The organism is Bifidobacterium merycicum DSM 6492 (assembly GCF_900129045.1).
Taxonomy (GTDB): domain Bacteria; phylum Actinomycetota; class Actinomycetes; order Actinomycetales; family Bifidobacteriaceae; genus Bifidobacterium; species Bifidobacterium merycicum.
The window spans coordinates 549,506-568,233 of the sequence record NZ_FQTX01000001.1 but is presented as its reverse complement, the minus strand read 5'-3'; the positions used below and the strand labels follow the sequence as shown (position 1 = coordinate 568,233).

17 protein-coding genes, 5 tRNA genes, 1 pseudogene and 1 riboswitch are annotated in these 18,728 nt (G+C 61.7%); of the genes and pseudogenes, 4 read left to right on the top strand and 19 right to left on the bottom strand.

The window, feature by feature from the left end:
• Nucleotides 1-52 precede the first annotated feature (52 nt).
• Nucleotides 53-643: a cytidylate kinase-like family protein gene (locus BUB29_RS02250; RefSeq protein ID WP_033522857.1), complete on the bottom strand. Its 591-nt coding sequence runs from the start codon at nucleotides 641-643 to the stop codon at nucleotides 53-55.
• Nucleotides 644-688: 45 nt separating this feature from the next.
• Nucleotides 689-1,906 (bottom strand): aspartate aminotransferase family protein, encoded by a 1,218-nt coding sequence (locus BUB29_RS02245; RefSeq protein WP_033522858.1) that lies wholly within the window; start codon nucleotides 1,904-1,906, stop codon nucleotides 689-691.
• Nucleotides 1,907-2,206: 300 nt separating this feature from the next.
• Between BUB29_RS02245 and BUB29_RS02240 the strand changes: the two genes are divergently transcribed.
• Nucleotides 2,207-3,370, top strand: a complete 1,164-nt coding sequence (locus BUB29_RS02240) for a PucR family transcriptional regulator (RefSeq protein WP_033522859.1) — start codon at nucleotides 2,207-2,209, stop codon at nucleotides 3,368-3,370.
• A 47-nt stretch (nucleotides 3,371-3,417) separates the two neighbouring features.
• On the opposite strand, the gene BUB29_RS02235 is transcribed toward BUB29_RS02240, so the two are convergent.
• The 5 genes and pseudogenes from BUB29_RS02235 to BUB29_RS10030 form a co-directional block, all read right to left on the bottom strand.
• Entirely contained in the window at nucleotides 3,418-3,978 is a 561-nt protein-coding gene (locus BUB29_RS02235; protein WP_033522860.1) for a DNA-deoxyinosine glycosylase, read from the bottom strand.
• Between the two features lie 11 nt (nucleotides 3,979-3,989).
• Nucleotides 3,990-4,361 (bottom strand): fluoride efflux transporter FluC, encoded by a 372-nt coding sequence (locus BUB29_RS02230; protein WP_033522861.1) that lies wholly within the window; start codon nucleotides 4,359-4,361, stop codon nucleotides 3,990-3,992.
• The gene (locus BUB29_RS02225; protein WP_033522862.1) at nucleotides 4,358-4,792 is read right to left on the bottom strand and encodes a fluoride efflux transporter FluC; all 435 of its coding nucleotides are present in this window, start codon (nucleotides 4,790-4,792) and stop codon (nucleotides 4,358-4,360) included. The genes BUB29_RS02230 and BUB29_RS02225 overlap by 4 nt, the downstream gene beginning before the upstream one ends.
• Nucleotides 4,793-4,851: 59 nt before the next feature.
• Nucleotides 4,852-4,929: riboswitch (Fluoride riboswitch) on the bottom strand.
• 58 nt (nucleotides 4,930-4,987) lie between these two features.
• On the bottom strand, nucleotides 4,988-5,614 hold the full coding sequence (locus BUB29_RS10250; protein ID WP_033522863.1) for a TetR/AcrR family transcriptional regulator: 627 nt from the start codon (nucleotides 5,612-5,614) through the stop codon (nucleotides 4,988-4,990).
• A gap of 135 nt (nucleotides 5,615-5,749) precedes the next feature.
• Nucleotides 5,750-5,935: pseudogene (locus BUB29_RS10030) on the bottom strand (cupin domain-containing protein); the annotation flags it as partial.
• Here BUB29_RS10030 and BUB29_RS02210 point away from each other — a divergent pair.
• On the top strand, nucleotides 5,873-6,685 hold the full coding sequence (locus BUB29_RS02210; protein ID WP_234356096.1) for an aldo/keto reductase: 813 nt from the start codon (nucleotides 5,873-5,875) through the stop codon (nucleotides 6,683-6,685). The pseudogene BUB29_RS10030 and the gene BUB29_RS02210 sit on opposite strands and share 63 nt — an antisense overlap.
• Before the next feature lie 124 nt (nucleotides 6,686-6,809).
• Here the strand turns inward: BUB29_RS02210 and BUB29_RS02205 are convergent, their stop codons facing one another.
• From BUB29_RS02205 to BUB29_RS02180, 6 genes are all read right to left on the bottom strand, one after another.
• Entirely contained in the window at nucleotides 6,810-7,679 is an 870-nt protein-coding gene (locus BUB29_RS02205) for a MerR family transcriptional regulator (RefSeq protein ID WP_051915061.1), read from the bottom strand.
• Nucleotides 7,663-9,027, bottom strand: a complete 1,365-nt coding sequence (locus BUB29_RS02200; protein ID WP_033522864.1) for an MATE family efflux transporter — start codon at nucleotides 9,025-9,027, stop codon at nucleotides 7,663-7,665. The genes BUB29_RS02205 and BUB29_RS02200 overlap by 17 nt, the downstream gene beginning before the upstream one ends.
• 215 nt (nucleotides 9,028-9,242) lie before the next feature.
• Nucleotides 9,243-10,712 carry a hypothetical protein gene (locus tag BUB29_RS09775; RefSeq protein WP_051915059.1) on the bottom strand — a complete coding sequence of 490 codons (1,470 nt, stop codon included), beginning with the start codon at nucleotides 10,710-10,712 and terminating at the stop codon, nucleotides 9,243-9,245.
• Nucleotides 10,713-10,967: 255 nt separating this feature from the next.
• Nucleotides 10,968-12,395 carry an NAD(P)(+) transhydrogenase (Re/Si-specific) subunit beta gene (locus tag BUB29_RS02190; RefSeq protein ID WP_033522865.1) on the bottom strand — a complete coding sequence of 476 codons (1,428 nt, stop codon included), beginning with the start codon at nucleotides 12,393-12,395 and terminating at the stop codon, nucleotides 10,968-10,970.
• Nucleotides 12,395-12,700, bottom strand: a complete 306-nt coding sequence (locus tag BUB29_RS02185) for an NAD(P) transhydrogenase subunit alpha part 2 (protein ID WP_033522866.1) — start codon at nucleotides 12,698-12,700, stop codon at nucleotides 12,395-12,397. Before BUB29_RS02185 ends, BUB29_RS02190 begins: the two co-directional genes overlap by 1 nt.
• Before the next feature lies 1 nt (nucleotide 12,701).
• On the bottom strand, nucleotides 12,702-13,850 hold the full coding sequence (locus tag BUB29_RS02180) for an NAD(P) transhydrogenase subunit alpha (protein ID WP_033522867.1): 1,149 nt from the start codon (nucleotides 13,848-13,850) through the stop codon (nucleotides 12,702-12,704).
• A gap of 267 nt (nucleotides 13,851-14,117) precedes the next feature.
• Between BUB29_RS02180 and BUB29_RS02175 the strand changes: the two genes are divergently transcribed.
• A complete protein-coding gene (locus tag BUB29_RS02175) occupies nucleotides 14,118-16,151 on the top strand; it encodes an AMP-dependent synthetase/ligase (RefSeq protein WP_033522868.1) in 2,034 nt (677 codons plus the stop codon).
• 128 nt (nucleotides 16,152-16,279) lie between these two features.
• On the opposite strand, the gene BUB29_RS02170 is transcribed toward BUB29_RS02175, so the two are convergent.
• The 6 genes from BUB29_RS02170 to BUB29_RS02145 form a co-directional block, all read right to left on the bottom strand.
• Nucleotides 16,280-16,978: a M23 family metallopeptidase gene (locus tag BUB29_RS02170; protein WP_234356095.1), complete on the bottom strand. Its 699-nt coding sequence runs from the start codon at nucleotides 16,976-16,978 to the stop codon at nucleotides 16,280-16,282.
• A 261-nt stretch (nucleotides 16,979-17,239) separates the two neighbouring features.
• Nucleotides 17,240-17,315, bottom strand: a tRNA-Gly gene (locus BUB29_RS02165).
• A 21-nt stretch (nucleotides 17,316-17,336) separates the two neighbouring features.
• Nucleotides 17,337-17,409: transfer RNA gene (locus BUB29_RS02160), tRNA-Val, on the bottom strand.
• Between the two features lie 47 nt (nucleotides 17,410-17,456).
• Nucleotides 17,457-17,528 (bottom strand) — tRNA-Val (locus tag BUB29_RS02155).
• A 43-nt stretch (nucleotides 17,529-17,571) separates the two neighbouring features.
• Nucleotides 17,572-17,642: transfer RNA gene (locus BUB29_RS02150), tRNA-Cys, on the bottom strand.
• Nucleotides 17,643-17,671: 29 nt separating this feature from the next.
• A tRNA-Gly gene (locus tag BUB29_RS02145) sits at nucleotides 17,672-17,744 on the bottom strand.
• A gap of 155 nt (nucleotides 17,745-17,899) precedes the next feature.
• Between BUB29_RS02145 and BUB29_RS02140 the strand changes: the two genes are divergently transcribed.
• Nucleotides 17,900-18,724 carry a PAC2 family protein gene (locus BUB29_RS02140; RefSeq protein ID WP_033522869.1) on the top strand — a complete coding sequence of 275 codons (825 nt, stop codon included), beginning with the start codon at nucleotides 17,900-17,902 and terminating at the stop codon, nucleotides 18,722-18,724.
• Nucleotides 18,725-18,728 lie beyond the last annotated feature (4 nt).

Here is an 18,728-nt window from a genome sequence, read left to right as displayed (position 1 = left end):
GATGGCATCGCCGTGCGGTCCTCACTCCCCGGGCCGCACGGCGGATCGTGTGTTATTCGTTCAGCATTTCCACCAGCAGGAGCAGGTACTGGCAGGTCTTCTCCCAGCCCAGCAGGCTGCTGTCGATGAGCAGGTCGCGCTGGGTGCGGTCGCCGCGGTTCGTGCCGGTGATGTACTGGTGCCGGCTGCGGTTGCGTTCGTCGTTGTAGCTGATGATCTCCCGCGCCTTGGCTTCGCTCACCGACTGGCGTTCCATCACCGCTCGCACCCGGTCCTCCTCCGGCGCGTAGATGAAGATGTTGACCAGATCGTCGCGGTCCTGCAGCAGGTAGTTCGCGCTGCGTCCGATGATCACGCAGGAGGATTTCTCGGCCATCTTGTGCATGGCCTGGTATTGCAGCGAGATCACCCGGTTCGTCAGGTTCGCGTAGCGCGGGCCCAGCGTCGTTTCGAAGGTGTAGGGGACGTTCGTCGACTTGTCGGCCTTCTCGACCAGCTCCTTGTCGACGTCCAGATCGTTGACGATCTTGTCGACCAGATCGCGGTCGTAGTATTCGATACCGAGCGCGTCGGCGAGCATCCTGCCTATCTCCGGACCGCCGGCACCGTATTCGCAGCCGATGGTGATGACCATGTGCTTCATGCTGTTCCGCCTTTCATGCGTTGTGCCTTCCGATCAGATCGGAGGTCATTCGGAAAGCGAATCGATGGCGTCCGCGATGATGGCCACGGCCTTGTCGGCATCCTCTTCGGTGATGATCAGCGGCGGGACCATGCGGATCACGTCCTTGCCGATGGCGGTGATGAGCAGCTTGCGGTCGAAGCAGCCGTGCTTGACGTCGACGGCGTTGATGGTGCCGTCGAATTCGACGCCGACGAACAGGCCCTGGCCGCGGGCCTCCTTGACGTGCGGCAGCTTGGAGAGCTTGTCGATGAAGTAGGCGCCGACCTTCTTGGCGTTGCCGGGCAGGTCGCGGTCGATGATCTCGGTGACCGCCGCGAGCGAGGCGGCGCAGCAGACCGGGTGGCCGCCGAAGGTGGTGCCGTGCGAGCCCATGGTGAACGCCTTGGCGACCTCGTCGGTGGCGCAGATCGCGCCGATCGGCATGCCGCCGCCCATCGCCTTGGCCATGGAGACGATGTCGGGCTTGATGCCGTAGTTCATGTACGACATCAGCGCACCGGTACGGCCCCAGCCGGACTGCACTTCGTCGAGCAGCAGGAGGATGCCCTTCTCGTCGCAGAATTCACGCAGGCCCTGAAGGAACTCCTGGGTCGCGGGGTGCACGCCGCCCTCGCCCTGCACCGGTTCGACCATGATGCCGATGGTGTTCTCGTTGCATGCGGCCTTGAATGCTTCCAGATCGTTGAACGGCGCGTAGGAGAAGCCTTCGGTCATCGGGCCGAAGCCGATCTGACAGGCGTTGTCCGGCTGGCCGGTGGCGGACATGGCGCCGAAGGTGCGGCCGTGGAAGGATTCGCGTGCGGTGACGATGTGGTACTTTTCCGGACCGTACTTCTCGACGCCGTACTTGCGGGCCATCTTGATCATGGCCTCATTGGCCTCGGTGCCGGAATTCTGGTAGAAGATCTTGTCCATGCCGATGGAGGTGCAGATCTTCTCGGCGAGCAGGGCCTGCGGCACGGTGTACGGGTAGTTGAAGGTCTGCATCAGCGTGGCGGCCTGGTCCTGGATGGCCTTGACGACCTTCTCGTTGCAGTTGCCGACGGAGTTGACGGCGATGCCCGCGTAGAAATCGAGGTACGGGGTGTCGTTCTCGTCGTACATGTAGACGCCCTTGGCGTGATCGGCCAGGAAGTCGAAACGCTCGTAGGTTTCGATCATGTACTTGTTGACCTTGCCCTTGATGTCTTCGAAGGTCAGTCCGGTATCCTGCAGCTTCATGATGCTGTCCTCCTTGCGATGCTTGGTGTGGATCGTGGTTCGCGCGATCCGTTCAGCTGGATTCTTCGGCGTGAACTGACTTCAGTATGTTGGTTTCCGTTTTCCTTCTCCAGCCGCCCCGACCCAAAAACGAATGTGCCCGGGCACAATCGGCGTGGATTTGTTAACACACTCAGGCCGTTCGGAATGCGGACCTGCGTAGGAGGGCGCAATATGGCGCCGATAGGCTTCCAAAGCATCCAAGTAATCGGAGAACGACCGCCGATACGCCGTTACATCAATGTTTCAGGGAGATTACGCATGGCTTTGGAATTAAGGGAGCTGCTCGATGGATGCCCCGACGCAAGGCTTGATCTGCTAGCCGGATCCGACGGTCTCACACATCGGGTCACGTGGGTGCATGTGCTGGAGTCCACCATGCTCAGCGATTATCTGGGTGGTGACGAGCTCATCCTCACCACCGGCGTCGCGTTGGGCGGCGATGACGACCTGATGTCCTATGTGCGCACCCTGTATGCGAGGGACGCGGCGGGCGTCGCCCTCGACACCGGCCACTACATCGACCACATCCCCGAAGAGGTGACGACCTTCTGCGATGAACACGCCTTCCCCCTGTTCGCCATCCCCAAGGACGTCCCCTTCGAAAGCATCGCACGCCCGCTGTGCCGCCGCCTCATCGACGAGGAGACGAAGGACCGTATGATCGGCAACGCGTTCCGCAACGCCATCTCCTACCCCGACCGGCAGGAACTGTACATCCCCGCGCTGTCCGAATTCCATTTCGAAATAGAGTGGCGTTACGCGGTCATCATCATCCGTCTTGACGATTTCGCCGACGATCCGTACAAGCGCATCGACGCGATGAGCGAAACCGTGCGGAAATACCTGCGCCGCCGAGTCCGTTTCAGCGCCACCTACGGGGAATGGGAACGGATCGTGGCCGTCGTCCACTGCACCAGCCCGGAGGAGCTGCGCGACGTCGGGCGAGGTGTGTTGGAGACCACGCAACGTGCGCTGCGCGGGAAGGAGACCGTTTCGATCGGCGTCGGCAAGCTGACGCAGAGCATCCGCTGCATCTGCAAAAGCCATCGCCAGGCCGAATCCATATTGAAACTGCAATCGAGAGGCAAACTGGACGACCGGATCAATTTCTTCGACGATCTCGGCGCCTACCGCGTGCTGCTCGGCGTGGAGGATCCGGAGATATCACAGGAATACTACCGGCAGGTGCTGGGCCCGTTGCTCGAATACGACAAGGAGAACGGGACGGATCTGACCGACGTGCTGCGAGGCTATCTCGACCATAACGGCAGCGTGCGCGACACCGCCGCCGACCTGTTCGTCCACCGCAACACCGTGAACTACAAGATCGCCAAGGCGGGCGACGTGCTGGGCATGGATCTGTCGCGCTTGAAGAACCGCATGCAGCTGATGCTCGGCTACATGCTCATGGACATGATGTGACGGTCCACGCTCGCGCGCACCGGCGACGCCCGCGGACCGGCGATGGCCTACGATTCGGCGGCCCGGGCCACGCATCCGTACACCTCGATGAGAGCCGGCAGACCGATGCCGGCGTTGGCCGGGCTGGTGGACGGCAGGCGCGTCATGGGCAGGTCGGCGAATCCGGCCGCCTCCAATGCGGGCGCGCACAGCGTGCGATACAGACGCGCGGCCGTGGCGCCGGTCGTGAAGACGTGGCCGATACGCGATCCGGCGACGAGCGGGGCGAGACGATTGGGCACCGCGTTGCGGATGCTGGCGTCGCTTGCGCCCACGATGTCGCAGGAGGCGATCACGTCCCACAACGCCACATGGTGACGCAACGCGAAATCGGTGCGTTCGCTCACCACCTGCGCAGGATCGTCGCACTCTTCGCACAGGCAGGAACCGTCACCGAAGATCGCGGCCATGACCGGCCAGAACCGGTTGCGCGGGTGACCATAGTAGAACCGCATCTCACGGGATTTCGGACTGGGCATGGAACCGAGCACCAACACGCGCGACCCGGCGTCCCACACCGGTCCGAACCCATGCTCCACATGCGTCGGCGTGCCCGCTTTGGAAGCCATGGCCGTTCCCCTCACGCGGCGCAACGGAATCCGAGCGCGGCGCATGCCACGGGCGCGACGATCGATGCCACCATATACCCGGCGAACACCGCGGTCCTCCCGCCGCGCAACAGGGTCACGGATTCGTTCATCATGGTCGAGAACGTGGAGAACCCGCCGAGGAAACCGGTGGCCATCAGCAGACGCGCCTGCCCGGACATGGCCGAATCCGCGTACAGGCCGGCGACCAGTCCCGCCAGGAACCCGGCGACGATGTTGATGGCGAACGTGGACAGCGGGAACGCCTTCCTCCAGAAGGCCTTGATATACGAATCGCAGATGTACCGCGCCGAAGCCCCGACGCCGCCGCACAGGCATACCGCCATGACGATGAACGCGTTCATCGGTTCGACTCCTTCCCATTCCCCGCACCGGCGAGACGCAGACCGGCGAGCACCCCGGCGTAGGCGAGTACGCAGCCCACGGCGAACGTCACAATGCAATACAACGCGCATCCTGCGGCATCGCCGCCGCGCAGCAGCATGAACTCCTCAAGCGCGAGCGTGGACATCGTCGACAGGCCGCCGCACATGCCCATGCCGAATCCGCGGTTCACGTACTCTTTCGCGCGACCGGCGATCCTGCCGGTACCGCCCAGCCAAGCGGACAACGCCGCGTACGCGAAGCATGCGATCATATTGGCGGCGAACGTCCCGACATGGAACGGACCAAGGTCGGCGAGGCCCGAAAGCGAGTACCGCAATGCGGTGCCGACGCAGCCTCCGAGGAACACCACGCATACGAGATTAAGACGAATGATATGTAATCGTGCCATACACCCTCTTTTCCGCGGGGTGCCGCGTGGAAACCCGGCCTTAAGGCATGGCACACCCGCATGTCGCAGGAACCATCAGCGGAATTGCGGTTCGGGATCCATACGAATCCCAGGCGAGTCCCATCACCGGGCTCCCAGTATATCCGCGGGGTGGACCCGCGCGAAGGCGGCCCGCCGCCATGCGGACATGCCGCGCTACGCCTTGTATCTGGCCATGAAGTCATCCACGCCCTTCGCGAAGATGTCGAGCACGCGACGGCGGGCGTTCTTGCTTTCCACCGCGTCGGCGGCGCTAACCAGCAGGAAGAACGGCGCATACAGTTCGATCGCCATCCTCTTCGGATCGTCGCCGCGCAGCAGCCCCTCGTCGAGCATCGCGCCGAGCATGTCCTCGATGTATGCGACCGGTCCGCTGCCGAGCACCTTCTGGTACATGGCCATGTTCTCCGATGACTTGTACTGTTCGAGGGTGAGCATGCGCCGGTAGTCGTGGGCGAGGCCGTCCTCCGTCCAGTAACGGAACCGGTCGACCATGAACGCGCGCAGTTTCGCCGGCTCGGGGGCGTCGATCTCGGATTCGGCTTCCTCCTCGTCCATCCCCGGCACTTCGGCCTGTTTCGCGTGCTCCGCGTCCAGTTGCCTCATGTGTTCCACAATCGCGTCGAAAATGGCCCTTTTGCTGGGAAAATGCTTGTAGAGGGACGGGGCTTTGATACCCACGGCCTGCGCTATCTGCGAAACGCTGACCGCATCATATCCGTTGGATGCGAACAGGTGCAAAGCCTCCTCGATGATCCTTTGCCGCGTATCGCTTCTCCTCATGACGCCCTCCTCGGCTAAAAACCGTTAGCAATATCATGATAATGGCAGTTAGCGTAGCGACATTCCCTCGAATGTGAAAAGACCGCACCGTTTCGGGTGCGGTCTTCAGCGATTGCGTCTTTCGTGGAATCCGGTTCAGCTGAGCGCGTTGTATGCTTCGGCGTCCACGGGCTCGAGCCATTCGTTGCTTATCGCCTTCGGATCGCCGGTCGGGACCATGAAGGCGAGATGGGAGAACGATTCGCCGGGAGCCGCGCCATGCCAATGCTTCGTATCGGCGGGGACGCGCACCGCCTGGCCGGCCTTGAGCTCCTTTTCAACGAGGGGCATCTGTCCCGCGAAGCCATCGAACGTGAGATCGACGGCACGCTCAAGCGTCTGGACACCGACTATCTCGACCTGTACATCATCCACCGTTTCGACTATGGCACTCCCATCGAGGAGACCATGGAGGCGTTGGATTCCCTAGTGAAGGCCGGCAAAGTCCGCGCTCTCGGTGCGAGCGAGATGTACGCCTACCAGTTCCATACCCTGCAAACCGTGGCGGAGGCGAACGGGTGGACCAAGTTCACCAGCATGCAATGCCATTACAACCTGCTGTACCGCGAGGATGAACGCGAGATGATCCCCGTCTGCCGCCAATATGACGTGGCGCTCACGCCGTACTCCCCCATGGCGTCCGGGCATTTGACCCACATGGGTTGGGATTCCGGTTCCAAGCGTGGCTCCACCGACGGCACCATGCGCAACAAGTATGACCGGGCGCGTGCGCAGGATATGCCGATCATCGAACGCGTGCACGAAGTCACCGAACGGCTCGGCGTGCCGATGGCGCGGGTCGCCCTCGCATGGCATTGGGCCAAGGGCGTGACGGCTCCCCTCGTCGGCTGCTCGAAGCCGGAACGCGTGGACGATGCCATCGAGGCGCTCGGCGTGCATCTGAGCCCCAGCGACATCGACTATCTCGAGGAACCGTACACCGCACACGAGCTGGTCGGCCCGCTGGCAAGGCCGGGCGAGCGTGCGCTGGCCGGCACCCTTGCACCGACACTCAAGGAAAGCGTCAAGTAACCGTCCGGCCATGTCATGACATACGACACGTCATGACATACGACACGTCATGACATACGAGGAGGCGGGAAGTCGAGCCGCGATCGCGCGGCTGGCTTCCCGCCTCTTCGTTCCCGGATTCCCCCTACTGCCGCACTTGCCGGACCGGCACGCTTATTTCGGTCACGAAACGCTCGGGGTCGGAGGTCAGTCCCTCGTCGATGAGCGCGATCTCACGCGAGAACCCGGCGACCTCGAGACCATGCTCCCCGATATAGCGCATGATTGCACGATATCGTTCCGGGGCGTCGCCGTGACTGCCGCCGAATCGGACGCGCACGCATTTCGTTTCCGGCAGTTCCACGGTCTCGCCCCGATACTCGTCCTCGTCGTCGAGCAGCAGGAACACCAGACCGTAATCGTCATATCGTCCCTGTTCCAGATTCTCGGCCGACACACCCACGCCGACATTGCCGAGGAAAACCATCGGATCGTCCTGCCGCTCCTCCAGACGACGGATTGAATATTCCAATCCAAGATACGAATCAAGCGTCGGCGAATCACGGATCCACGCGATTCTGCAGGCCGGCTGATCGACCAGTCGAATCACGTCAAGGTCCGTATCCACGGCATCACGCAAGCGTTCCAGCCGATGCCCGATCTTCCTGGAGATCATCTCCAGTTCATGCTGCTTGCGCTCGATGAGGGCCTTCTGCGCGACCAGCTTGTCCTCGATGACGCGGACATCGCGATTATGCAGGAACTCGGCGATCTGCTCCAACGGCATATCCAACACCCGCAGATAGCGGATGGTGTTGAGCACCTCGAACTGCTTGACGCCATAGTAACGGTATCCGGTACGCCGATCGACGTATGCGGGTTCCAGCAACCCGCATCGCTCGTAATGACGAAGCGAGCCCAGGGAGATGTTGAACATGCGAGCCACCTGCCCGATGCGGAACAGCCTCGCATCCTTCGGCATGGCGTGATCCGCCTCGTCACGCTTCGCCGTCAACGTTCACCCCCGTTGCCGAAAGCACGCTGCGACGCTTGAGCCAGAAGTAGAAGCCCAGGCAGATCAGCACGGAGAGCAGCGAACCGGCGGGGGCCGCGAGCCCCATGGGGAACAGGGTGTCGGGGAACAGTTTCGACGCGAGATACGATCCCGGGACCCTGACGAGCGTGATGGCCACGATGTTGTGGATGAACCCGATGTAGGAACGGCCATATGCCGCGAAGAAACCGCTGAAACAGAAGTGGGCGCCGGCGAAGATGCTGTCGATGATGTAACTGCGGATGTACTGCGTGCCCAGCACGATCACCGCGGTGTCGGCGGTGAACAGGCCGACGACGGAGCTTGCCGTCAACTCCACGACGACCGAGATGACAATGCCGTAGATGACGGTGATGGCGGTGGCGTACCGAAGCGTCCGTCGTGCGCGTGCCGGTTTGCCGGCGCCGATGTTCTGCGCGGACACGGCGGATACGGTGGCCAGCATGGATGACGGCACGAGGAACAGGGCGCTGATCACCTTCTCGACCACGCCCACGGCCGCGGCGTCATCAAGCCCACGGTAATTGGCGATGACCGTGATGATGATGAAGGCGACCTGGATACATCCGTCCTGCACCGCCGTCGGCACGCCGATCGTCAGGATCTCCTTGAGCACGGACCTTTGCGGGTGCAGGTCGCCGGCACCCACATGAATGCCGGTGCGCTTGCGCCTGATGGCGATGAGCGCGACGATCACGCTGATCGTCTGGGAGAGCGTGGTGCCCAACGCAGCGCCGGACGGCCCCATATGCAGCGCTCCCATGAACAGATAGTCGAGCGCGATGTTGCAGAAGCAGGCGACCGCGATGAAATACATGGGGCTTCGTGAATCCCCCAGACCGCGGAAGATGGAGCTGATGACGTTGTAGGCGACGATGAACGGGATGCCGGCGAAGCATATGCTCAGGTATGCGGCCGTGCCGTCCACCGCCTCGACCGGTGTCCCCATCAGCGCGACGATGCCATGCACGCTGCACAGCAACGTCACGGTAAGCACCACCGCCAGGCATATGAACAACGTGATGGTGTTGCCGATGACTCTGGCCGCGTCGCTGAACCGGTTCGCCCCGACCGCATGGCCGATGGTGACGGTCGCGCCCATGGCGAGTCCAACGATTACCACGGTCAGCATGTACAGCACCTGGCTGCCGTTCGCCACGGCGGTGATGCCGTCCACCCCGATGAACTGGCCGGCGATGAACAGGTCGGCCATGCCGTACAACGTCTGCAGAAAATACGAAAGCAGATAGGGCAACGCGAAGGTGATGATGGTTTTGAACACGCTGCCTGTCGTCAGATTCCTCTCCATGGTTTCCCGCGGGTCCTCTCCTTGACTGATTTCCTCAGGAAACCCTAAACCCTACAACCGTTGTAGGGTCAACCCACGCTCGCGGCATGTCCACTATGCGGTCCCTGTTCGCGATATCCATGGAATCGGACGAGGCCGGGCGGCGGCATACGGCATCCGGAATACGATATACGCCCCATGTCCGGCCTCGTTCACGCCCCTGGGCGGCGAACGAATCAGGCAAGAACGACGACTCCCCTCTCGTCATCGCGCTCATCGGACGCATCGTCATCGTCGAACGAACCACCAGACGAACCACCGGACGAACCATCGTCGGATGAACCACCGTCGGATGAACCACCGTCGGATGAACCACCGTCGGATGAACCACCGCCCAGCATCGGGAACGCCGCCACGTATTCCTCGACATCGCATGCCGCAATGGCCGTGGCGGCCTTCCTCGCGGAGCCGTCATACATCAGACGCGACAGCACCACCACGGCGGCATCGTCGCCGCATCTCCAATATCCGCGCAGCATCCTGGTCCTCTCGACGTTCGACGCCGGTTCCACGTCATCCGCCCATGCTTTGCCCAACACGACCATGATCGGCGGCAACATCTTGATTCCCCGCAGTTCGACGATCCCCCTCAGCCTCTGCAGATATTCCCGTCCACGTTCAAAACGTTCACGGTCACGCTGTTCGAAGCCCTGTACCAGATCCGCCGAACCGTTGGCTCCCATAAGCGATATGGCCAGTTCGCGCAGATACACGGGATTCTCCCACAGTGCGCAATCGGGTTTGACACGTCTGAATTCCAGGTCGCCGCGCATCCGTTCGGATGGCATGGTCCGCGTATCCCACAACGCCGCATATGCCTCGATCAGTTTGTCCGCATCATACAGGTAACGGTCATCCGCCTTGAGATCATCCATAAAGCACTCCGCGACGCGCTCGGCAAGCGCTTTGACGTGGGGGTGTTCGGCATACGCGTATTCCTTATCCGCCGCCGCACGAAGTTCATCAAGATAGTCGATCACCCTGAGGTAACGCATGTCCGGTGACGGACCCATCGCCATCACCTTCGCATCCTCCTTGAGCATGCACATGCCCAGACCGCCATCGGCGAGCATCATCCGGGCGATGGCTTCGGATCGTGGCTCGTCGGCGCCCCAACGCAGCATGACGTACGCGCCGAGTCGATACATCTGATGTATGTGCTCGGTCATATCCAATTCACGCTTCTTCCTACCGCCGTAACGTTTCCCGGCATTCGGCCTGCATCGTCGGGCGAGCTCGTCGCCCTCGCACAGGCGGATCAGCGGCGGCATGCGTTCCGTGGGCCGGTCGAGGGATATCGCGATCGCGGCGTCGTTAATCAGGTCGTACAGCCAGACGCTGATGCCATGGGCACGTACCGTATTGGCGCAGTTCGAGATGAAATCACGGCAGATCCGCGTCAATCGCCCATCGGGCACGACCGTGGCCGCCAGCAGCGTCGTGGACCATGAGGTGTTACCGAACAGATCGTCCACCATGCCGGCCAACCGTTCATCGGTTTCGAACGGCCGGCACGGCGAAACCGGATCATCGCCATTCAGCACCTTGCCCAAAGCCTCATGTGATGTCATCTCGTCGAACCGTCTGCCCAGCCTGTTGAACTCCTGCAGCAGACCCATGTCGTCCATATTGAATGTCGTGCTCATTGCAACTCCTTTGTTTGTAATGGGTATGGACACTGTGGCACAGGTCGTATCGGCGTCGCCACCGGTTCGCCGAAAATTGTGGAAATGTGGATAACTCGCGTGTCGCGTTCCGCGTAGTTCAGCCGAAACGCTCCCGAAAGACCTCCCGAAAACGCGGCAAGGCCTCTCCCGTAATCCACGGGAGAGGCCTTGCGCAACCGAGCGGCCTGCTCTGGTGATGACGCTGCGGCGCCTTAGCGGGCGAGCGTCACGCTATCAGTTCAGCAGCTCCTTGACGGCCGCGATCACGGCCTGCAGGCTCTTCTTCGCATCGCCGAACAACATCTGCGTGTTGTCCTCGAAGTAGAGCTCGTTCTGGATGCCGGCGTAACCGGTACCGCGACCACGCTTCATGACGACCACGTTCTGCGCCTTGTCGACGTCGAGGATCGGCATGCCGGAGACCGGGGTGCCGGGCTTGCGTGCGGCCGGGTTGGTGACGTCGTTCGCGCCGACGACCAGGGCCACGTTGGCCTGCGGGAACTGCGGGTTGATCTCATCGAGATCGACGAGCTCCTCGTAAGGCACGTTGGCTTCGGCGAGCAGGACGTTCATGTGGCCGGGCATACGACCGGCGACCGGGTGGATGGCGTAGGAGACCTCCACGCCATGGCCCTTGAGCAGTTCGCCCAGATCGGCCAGTTCGCGCTGCGCCTGCGCCTGGGCCAAGCCGAAGCCCGGCACGAAGATGACCTTGTCGGCGTAGACCAGCTGAACGGCCAGATCGTCCGAGGAGGTTTCCTTCATGGTGCCTTCGGGGCCATCGCCCGCGGCGGCGGAACCGGAACCGCCGCCGAAGCCGCCCGCAAGGACGGAGAGCAGCGGACGGTTCATGGCCTGGGCCATGAGGATGGACAGGGTCACGCCGGCGGAACCGACGAGTGCGCCGGCGACGATCAGGGCCACGTTGTCGATGGCCAGACCGCTCATGGCGACTGCGGTACCGGTGCAGGCGTTCAGCACGGAGATCACGACGGGCATATCGGCGCCGCCGATCGGGATGACGAAGACCAGACCGTAGCACAGAGCGAACACGGTGGTCAGGATCGACCACATGAGACGCTGCTGCGGCTGCACGCACAGCATGACGAGGGAGGCGATAGCGAGCACGGCGAACAGCACGTTCCACACGCCCTTGCCCGGAAGGCTGAGCTTCTTGACCCACTTGATGCCCTGCAGCTTGCCAGCGGCGATCAGCGAGCCGGTGAAGGTGACGGAGCCGATGAGAATGCCGAGGCCGGCGGTGATGAGGACCACGAGATCCGGGGTGCCGTCCTTGGTGAGCACGTCGTTCAGGGCCACGAGCGCGGCGGCACCACCACCCACGGTGTTGAACACGGAGACGAGCTGCGGCATGTCGGTCATCTTGACCTTCTTGGCGGAGACCACACCGGCGATGGCGCCGATGAGAATGCCGGCCACGAGCACGACGACGGCGATGATGTTGACGAATCCCTTGGCGAACAGCACGACGAAGGCCATGATGACGGCGACGATCATACCGAACGCGGACAGACGGTTACCCTTGCGGGCCGTCTTCGGGGAGTTCATGAAGTGCAGGCCGACCACGAACATGACGGCCGAGAACAGGTAGACGAACCAGGCGACGATATCGATGGCGCCCACGGTGGCTGCGCTCTGCATCACTTATTCGCCTCCTTCTTCTCGTTCTTGTTGGACTTGAACATCTCGAGCATGCGGTCGGTGACCACATAGCCGCCGACGACGTTCATGGTGCCCAGCACGGCGGCCAGAAAGATGAACACATAGGCGAGCGGGGAGTTGGCCTCGGCGGCCACGATCACGACGCCGACGATGACGATGCCGTGGATGGAGTTCGCGCCGGACATCAGCGGGGTGTGCAGGGTCGCGGGGACCTTGCCGATGACCTCGATGCCGATGAGCAACGCCAGTACGAACAGCGTGATGGATACAACAAGCGTAGGCATGTTACTTCTCTTCCTTCTTCTCCTCGGACTCGACGCGGCCGGCCACGACCAGCGCGTTGTCAAGTTCTTCCGTCAGATCCATGCCCAGCTTGCCGTCACGCACGAAGTGGGTCAGCACGTCGGCCACGTTGCGGCTCAGCAGGTTGGATGCGGTGGTCGCCACGCCGCTGGCGAGGTACGGGGCGCCGATCAGCTTGACGCCGCCTTCGGTGACCTGCTCGCCCACGGTGGAGCCCTCGACGTTGCCGCCGAGATCGGATGCGGCGCAATCGACGATCACGGCACCGCGATGCAGGCCGTCGACGCCGGCCTTGGTCAGCAGCACCGGCGGCTTACGGCCAGGCACCTTGGCGGTGGTGATGACGATATCGAAGCCGGACGCCTTCTCATCGACGGCGGCCTGCTGCTGGGCCTGCTCCTCGGCGGTCAACGCACGGGCATAGCCGCCTTCGCCCTGGCCCTTGGAGAAATCAAGGCCGAGGTCGAGGAACTTGGCGCCCAAGGATTCGACTTCGCCCTTGGATGCGGGGCGCACATCGTACGCGGTGACGACCGCGCCGAGACGCTTCAGCGTGCCGATAGTCTGCAGGCCGGCGATGCCGGCGCCGAGCACCAACGCCTTGGCCGGGCGGATGGTGCCCGCGGCGGTGGTCATCATCGGCAGGAACGAACCGTATGCGTTGGCGGCGGTGATTGCTGCCTTGTAACCCATGACGGAGTTCTGGGACGTCATCTCGTCCATGGACTGGGCGGAGCTGAGCTGACGGGGCAGCTTTTCGATTGCGACGCCCACCAGGCCAGCGTTGGCGAGGGATTCGACGTATGCGGCGTCGGTGAACGAGCCGAGCATGCCGATCACCCACTGACCGGCCTTGAGTTTGGCAATGGTCTGCGCGGACGGTCGGTCGATGAAGCCCAGCGCGTCGGCGGCGTTGATGACCTCGTCGCGCGACGCGACAGTCGCGCCGGCGGCCTTGTAATCCTCGTCCGTGTATTCGGCGGCGTTGCCTGCGCCGCTTTCGATGATGCAGGAAACACCGTTCCTGCCGAGCCTGATGACGATATCGGGGGTCAGCGCGACGCGGGATTCGGTATCCGACGTCTCGTTGAGCACACCGAAGGTCACCGTGGCTTCCTTCTGTTCAGCCATGAGAGCCCTTTCTAGCTATTGGCCGTGCCTTTTTCCTACGCCGCATCAGTGTAGTCAAAGACCCGTGATGGGGACTTCCCTTTCCCACCAACTGAGCCGAGCCGCTTTGTATATGTCCACAAAACGGACGGTTCACGGTACGGCTGATAACGTTTGACGTGGCGGTTTCCCTACGCTACCGTAAGGTGACGTGTCGCGATAAGAGGATTAGACTGGCTTATTTGAGAACTGGATAGTCAAGAACAGAACAGTATCAAGGAGCGTCACGTGTCCGTTATCTCTTCGCTGAAGCAGCAGACCACCAATCTCACCCGAAAGGCACTGAAGCTCGGAACGGATTTCGTGCATCCCGGTAGCGGCAATTCCGGGGACCAGCCCGATTACGCGGGCAATATCGCGGCCAAGGACGAAAGCGGTATCACACTCCCCCACACCGATGAATGGGGCCATGACCGTCCGACCATCACCGACATCGATCCGGAGACCGGTCTGCTCACCTCCACCACCCAGGGTAATCCGCCGCTGGATGACGGCGTTTCCATTTACGACCTGTACGCCGACCGTGCCGCAAGGCGCGGCGACGACGTGCTGTACACCTATAAGGACGGCAACGAGTGGGTGGATCGCACCGCCAACGAGTTCCTCGCCGAAGTACGCGCCATCGCCAAGGGCCTGATGAAGTACGGACTGCGCAAGGGCGACGGCGTGGCATTCATGTGCCGCACCTGCTACGAGTGGAATCTGACCGACGCGGCCGTCATGGCCGTCGGCGGCGTGCTCGCCACCATCTATGACACGGATTCCGCGGAGCAGATCCGCAACATCGTGAACAATTCCGACGCCCGTCTGCTTATCGTGCAGGATACCGACATGCGGGAGAAGGCCGATGGGGCGATTGAGGAATGCCCCTCGCTGGAACACATCGTCACCATCGCCACCGGCGGTCTCGACGAGCTGAAGGCGTACGGCGCCAAGGTAAGCGACGAGGAGCTTGACGAGCGCATCGAATCGGTCAGGAAGACCGATCTGTGCTCCATCGTGTACACGTCCGGTTCCACCGCCGCGCCGAAGGGCGTGGAGATGACCCACGAGCATTACTGCGCCACCGCGCTCAATCTTCCCGATTACATGCCCGAATTGCTGAACGACAAGCGCAACACCGTGCTGCTGTTCCTTCCCCAGGCGCATTCCTTCGCACGTGCCATCAACTACATCTGCGTCGCCAGCGAGCTGCACATCTATATCGCGCAGGGCATCAAGACGTTGACCGCGGACCTGCAAGTGGCCAAGCCCACGGTGATGATCGTGGTGCCGCGTGTGCTTGAAAAGGTGTACAACGCGGCCTCCCAGAAGGCCGGTCATGGCCCGAAGGGACTCGCCTTCGCCTCCGCCGTGGTCACCGCACAGTCCTATATGCAGGAGATCAGCGAGAACGGCAAGGCATCCGTGATGCTGCGTGCACGTCGCGCCGCGTTCGACCCGATGGTCTACACGCCGCTGCGCGAGGTGCTTGGCGGTCGTGCCAAGTGGATCGTGGCTGGCGGCGCGCCTCTCGACCCGAAGCTGCTGGAGTTCTTCCGCGGCGCGAACATCCCGGTGTATGAGGGCTACGGCCTGACCGAAACGACGGCCCCCTGCTCCTTCACCGTTCCCGGGGAGACGTTCCATCAGGGTTCCGTCGGCACCGCGTTCCCCGGTTTCTCGCTGCGTATCGCCGAGGATGGCGAAGTGCAGGTGAAGGGCACCTCCGTGTTCCCCCGCTATCACAAGAACGAGGAGGCCACCGAAGCCTCCTTCACCGAGGACGGCTGGTATGCCACCGGTGATCTTGGCCGTATCGACAACGACGGCTTCCTGTACATCACCGGCCGCAAGAAGGACCTCATCATCACGGCAGGCGGCAAGAACGTCGCCCCCGGCCCGATCGAGGAGGTCATCAAGCGTTGCGAATTCGTGTCCCAGGCTCTGGTGCTCGGAGATAAGCGCCCCTTCATCTCCGCGCTCATCACGCTGGATGAGGAGACCCTCCGCCCGTGGCTCGCCAGCAAGGGCCTTGACGAGAACATGTCTTTGAAGGATGCCGCCGACAACGCCGCGGTCCGCGCCGAGGTGCAGAAGTGGGTCGATCAGGCGAACGAGGGTGTTTCCCGCGCCGAATCCGTGCGCAAGTTCATCATCCTTCCCGAGGAGTTCACGCAGGAGAATGGATTGATGACCGCTTCGATGAAGGTCATCCGTCCGAAGGTCATCAAGCGTTACGCCACGCTGCTGAACACCCGGATGTACACCAAGAAGAAGTGATCCTCCACCTGTCGGCCTGATCCGGCCACGGGTTTCCCAAGGGGCGCGCATTTACTATGCGCGCCCCTTTCGTATGTCCAAAAACCAGCATCTCGCGCCCGGCATAGCATCGCAGGCAACGCCTGTCTTCAACGGGCCGGCTTGAGCACGATGCGGTATGGCGACACCATCGATGCGGGATCGAGGTAGGACTGCTTGCCGGAGCGGATGCCCCAGTGCAGGCAGACATCGTCGCAATGGTCGGACTGCTCGCCCACGGTTGCGAACCGTTCGCCTCGTCTGACGGAAGCCCCCACAAAGGATTGCGTGACGGCAGGCTCGAACGTGAGGATCAGCTCCCCATGCTTCATGCTGACCACGTCCTTCCCTGCCACTTTGCCGGCGAACGAGATCACCCCGTCGCCTGGCGCCAGAAGTTCCTCGCCGGGCATTGTCTTCAGGTCGACGCCTCGATGACCGGACAACCACGGTTGGGCCGGCCCGTCGTATGCCCTCAGCATGCTGACCGGTTTGCGCAGAGGCCAGTCGAGCATCGCATGGCAGGTGTTCCCCAAGGCGGATTCGACCGCCACATACCCACCCCGCGTCTCCGTATCCGACGCCATGGCAGCACCTGATACCGTTCCCTGTGCGGCGCTACAGGCGCTGCGTTCGCCGGAAGCATGTGCCTTCGGCTGCGCGGACCACGCCAGGCATGGCACCGCCAACGCGCATACGATCAGCAAACATATGACGGATGCTCTTGCCGAACGCCATCGTTCCTCCACCATGCGGCGGATGCGCATCACCCTTCGTCTGCCCTGTTCCGATTGTTTGTTCCCTGCCATCCCTCATCTCCTTTCCTAGGGTCTGTCCGCTTCACGATGACGGATGAGGGATGGCAATGTCCAGCCATACGGAAAATGTGGATAACTCCTCCCCGATTCTTCACGATTCCATTGCATTCCACGAAGCCGAAACACCCGTGAATGCGAATACGAAAGCGAAAAACACAGAGAGCCATGAATAAGGAACGTATATAAGGACAACGCTATCGGCATGTGACAAGGGCTTGAAAACAAGAAACCCCGCACGAAGCGGGGTAATAATGGAGCGGACAACGGGACTCGAACCCGCGGTCTCAACCTTGGCAAGGTTGCGCTTTACCAACTAAGCTATGTCCGCAAAAATCCTTGACAGGATTCGTGGGCGATGTAGGAATCGAACCTACGACCCCTTCGGTGTGAACGAAGTGCGCTAGCCGCTGCGCCAATCGCCCGTACATGACGGATCTTCAATTATTCAGCCGAATCACTTCAGCTTGAGTGGGCGATACAAGATTCGAACTTGTGACCCCTTCCGTGTCAGGGAAGTGCGCTACCTCTGCGCCAACCGCCCAGGTCTGCAAAAAATCAGGCGGATTGCTCCGCCTCAGTCCGAGAGGTGGGTACGAGAGTCGAACTCGTCTATACGGCTTTGCAGGCCGCTGCCTAACCGCTTGGCTAACCCACCGTAAAGGTCTGTCAACTCTTCGGACCTAGAGCGGACAACGGGACTCGAACCCGCGGTCTCAACCTTGGCAAGGTTGCGCTTTACCAACTAAGCTATGTCCGCCTTGTGCTCCTAGCAGTCGTTCCTGCCTGAGCACAAGTAACTACTATAATGATATCCGCGTGATTTGCAAACTCGGCGTGTCGCCCTGCTCGCCCGCAGAGAAAACGGCATGAAATCAACGCTTCCAAAGCATTCGCAAGCTATGCTTGCATTATATGAGTGAAGAACGAGAATCCACGCTGATCGCCGCATTCGGCGGATGGAACGACGCGTGCCAGTCGGCTACGAACGCCCTCCATCATCTCATCGATTCCTACGACGCATGCGAAATACGACATATCAATTGCGACGGGTATTACGACTACCAAGTGTCACGTCCGACGCTATGCCGCGTCAATGGAAAAGCGCGCATCGTCTGGCCTCAGACGTCGTTCTACGACGTGTCCTGCTCCCCCGACCAGCATCTCATCACGCTCATCGGCCCCGAACCGAATTACCATTGGCGCGAGTATTGTCAGAAAGTGCTGTCCATCGCCAGCGAACTCCATGTGGGCAGCGTCATCACGCTCGGATCGATGTTCGCGGATTGCACGCACACGCGTCCGCTCCCTGTCGGCGTATGTGACGACGTGGATTGCGACAGCGATTGCGATTGCGGCGAATACAGCGGCCCCGTGGGCATCACCACCGTATTGGAGGCCATGGCACGCGAGCAGCGTTTCGCAGGCACGTCGATATGGGTTTCCGTACCGCAATACATGGGCAACGACGACTGCCCGATGGGCACACTGGCATTGCTTGACGCTCTGGGGCACAAGCTGGGCATTCGCTTCGAAAGCTCGAAACTCATCAGGGAGACGCGGGAATGGCAGGCCAAGGCCTCCATGCTCACGCGATGCAGCAATCAGTTGAGCGATTACGTGCATCAGCTCGAAGAGGATTGGGATAAGGCGGAGCAGTCGAAGGAAGCATCCGGCAGTGATCCCCACAAGGCCGATCAGCTGGTTCAGGAAGCGGAGGAATTCCTGAAAAGGTTCTGACGGC

Coding starts and splice junctions, on each gene's coding strand:
- BUB29_RS02250 (WP_033522857.1), bottom strand. CDS start 643: ATGAAGCACATGGTCATCACCATCGGCTGCGAATACGGTGCCGGCGGT.
- BUB29_RS02245 (WP_033522858.1), bottom strand. CDS start 1,906: ATGAAGCTGCAGGATACCGGACTGACCTTCGAAGACATCAAGGGCAAG.
- BUB29_RS02240 (WP_033522859.1), top strand. CDS start 2,207: ATGGCTTTGGAATTAAGGGAGCTGCTCGATGGATGCCCCGACGCAAGG.
- BUB29_RS02235 (WP_033522860.1), bottom strand. CDS start 3,978: ATGGCTTCCAAAGCGGGCACGCCGACGCATGTGGAGCATGGGTTCGGA.
- BUB29_RS02230 (WP_033522861.1), bottom strand. CDS start 4,361: ATGAACGCGTTCATCGTCATGGCGGTATGCCTGTGCGGCGGCGTCGGG.
- BUB29_RS02225 (WP_033522862.1), bottom strand. CDS start 4,792: ATGGCACGATTACATATCATTCGTCTTAATCTCGTATGCGTGGTGTTC.
- BUB29_RS10250 (WP_033522863.1), bottom strand. CDS start 5,614: ATGAGGAGAAGCGATACGCGGCAAAGGATCATCGAGGAGGCTTTGCAC.
- BUB29_RS02210 (WP_234356096.1), top strand. CDS start 5,873: ATGCCAATGCTTCGTATCGGCGGGGACGCGCACCGCCTGGCCGGCCTT.
- BUB29_RS02200 (WP_033522864.1), bottom strand. CDS start 9,027: ATGGAGAGGAATCTGACGACAGGCAGCGTGTTCAAAACCATCATCACC.
- BUB29_RS09775 (WP_051915059.1), bottom strand. CDS start 10,712: ATGAGCACGACATTCAATATGGACGACATGGGTCTGCTGCAGGAGTTC.
- BUB29_RS02190 (WP_033522865.1), bottom strand. CDS start 12,395: ATGCAGAGCGCAGCCACCGTGGGCGCCATCGATATCGTCGCCTGGTTC.
- BUB29_RS02185 (WP_033522866.1), bottom strand. CDS start 12,700: ATGCCTACGCTTGTTGTATCCATCACGCTGTTCGTACTGGCGTTGCTC.
- BUB29_RS02180 (WP_033522867.1), bottom strand. CDS start 13,850: ATGGCTGAACAGAAGGAAGCCACGGTGACCTTCGGTGTGCTCAACGAG.
- BUB29_RS02170 (WP_234356095.1), bottom strand. CDS start 16,978: ATGGCAGGGAACAAACAATCGGAACAGGGCAGACGAAGGGTGATGCGC.
- BUB29_RS02140 (WP_033522869.1), top strand. CDS start 17,900: ATGAGTGAAGAACGAGAATCCACGCTGATCGCCGCATTCGGCGGATGG.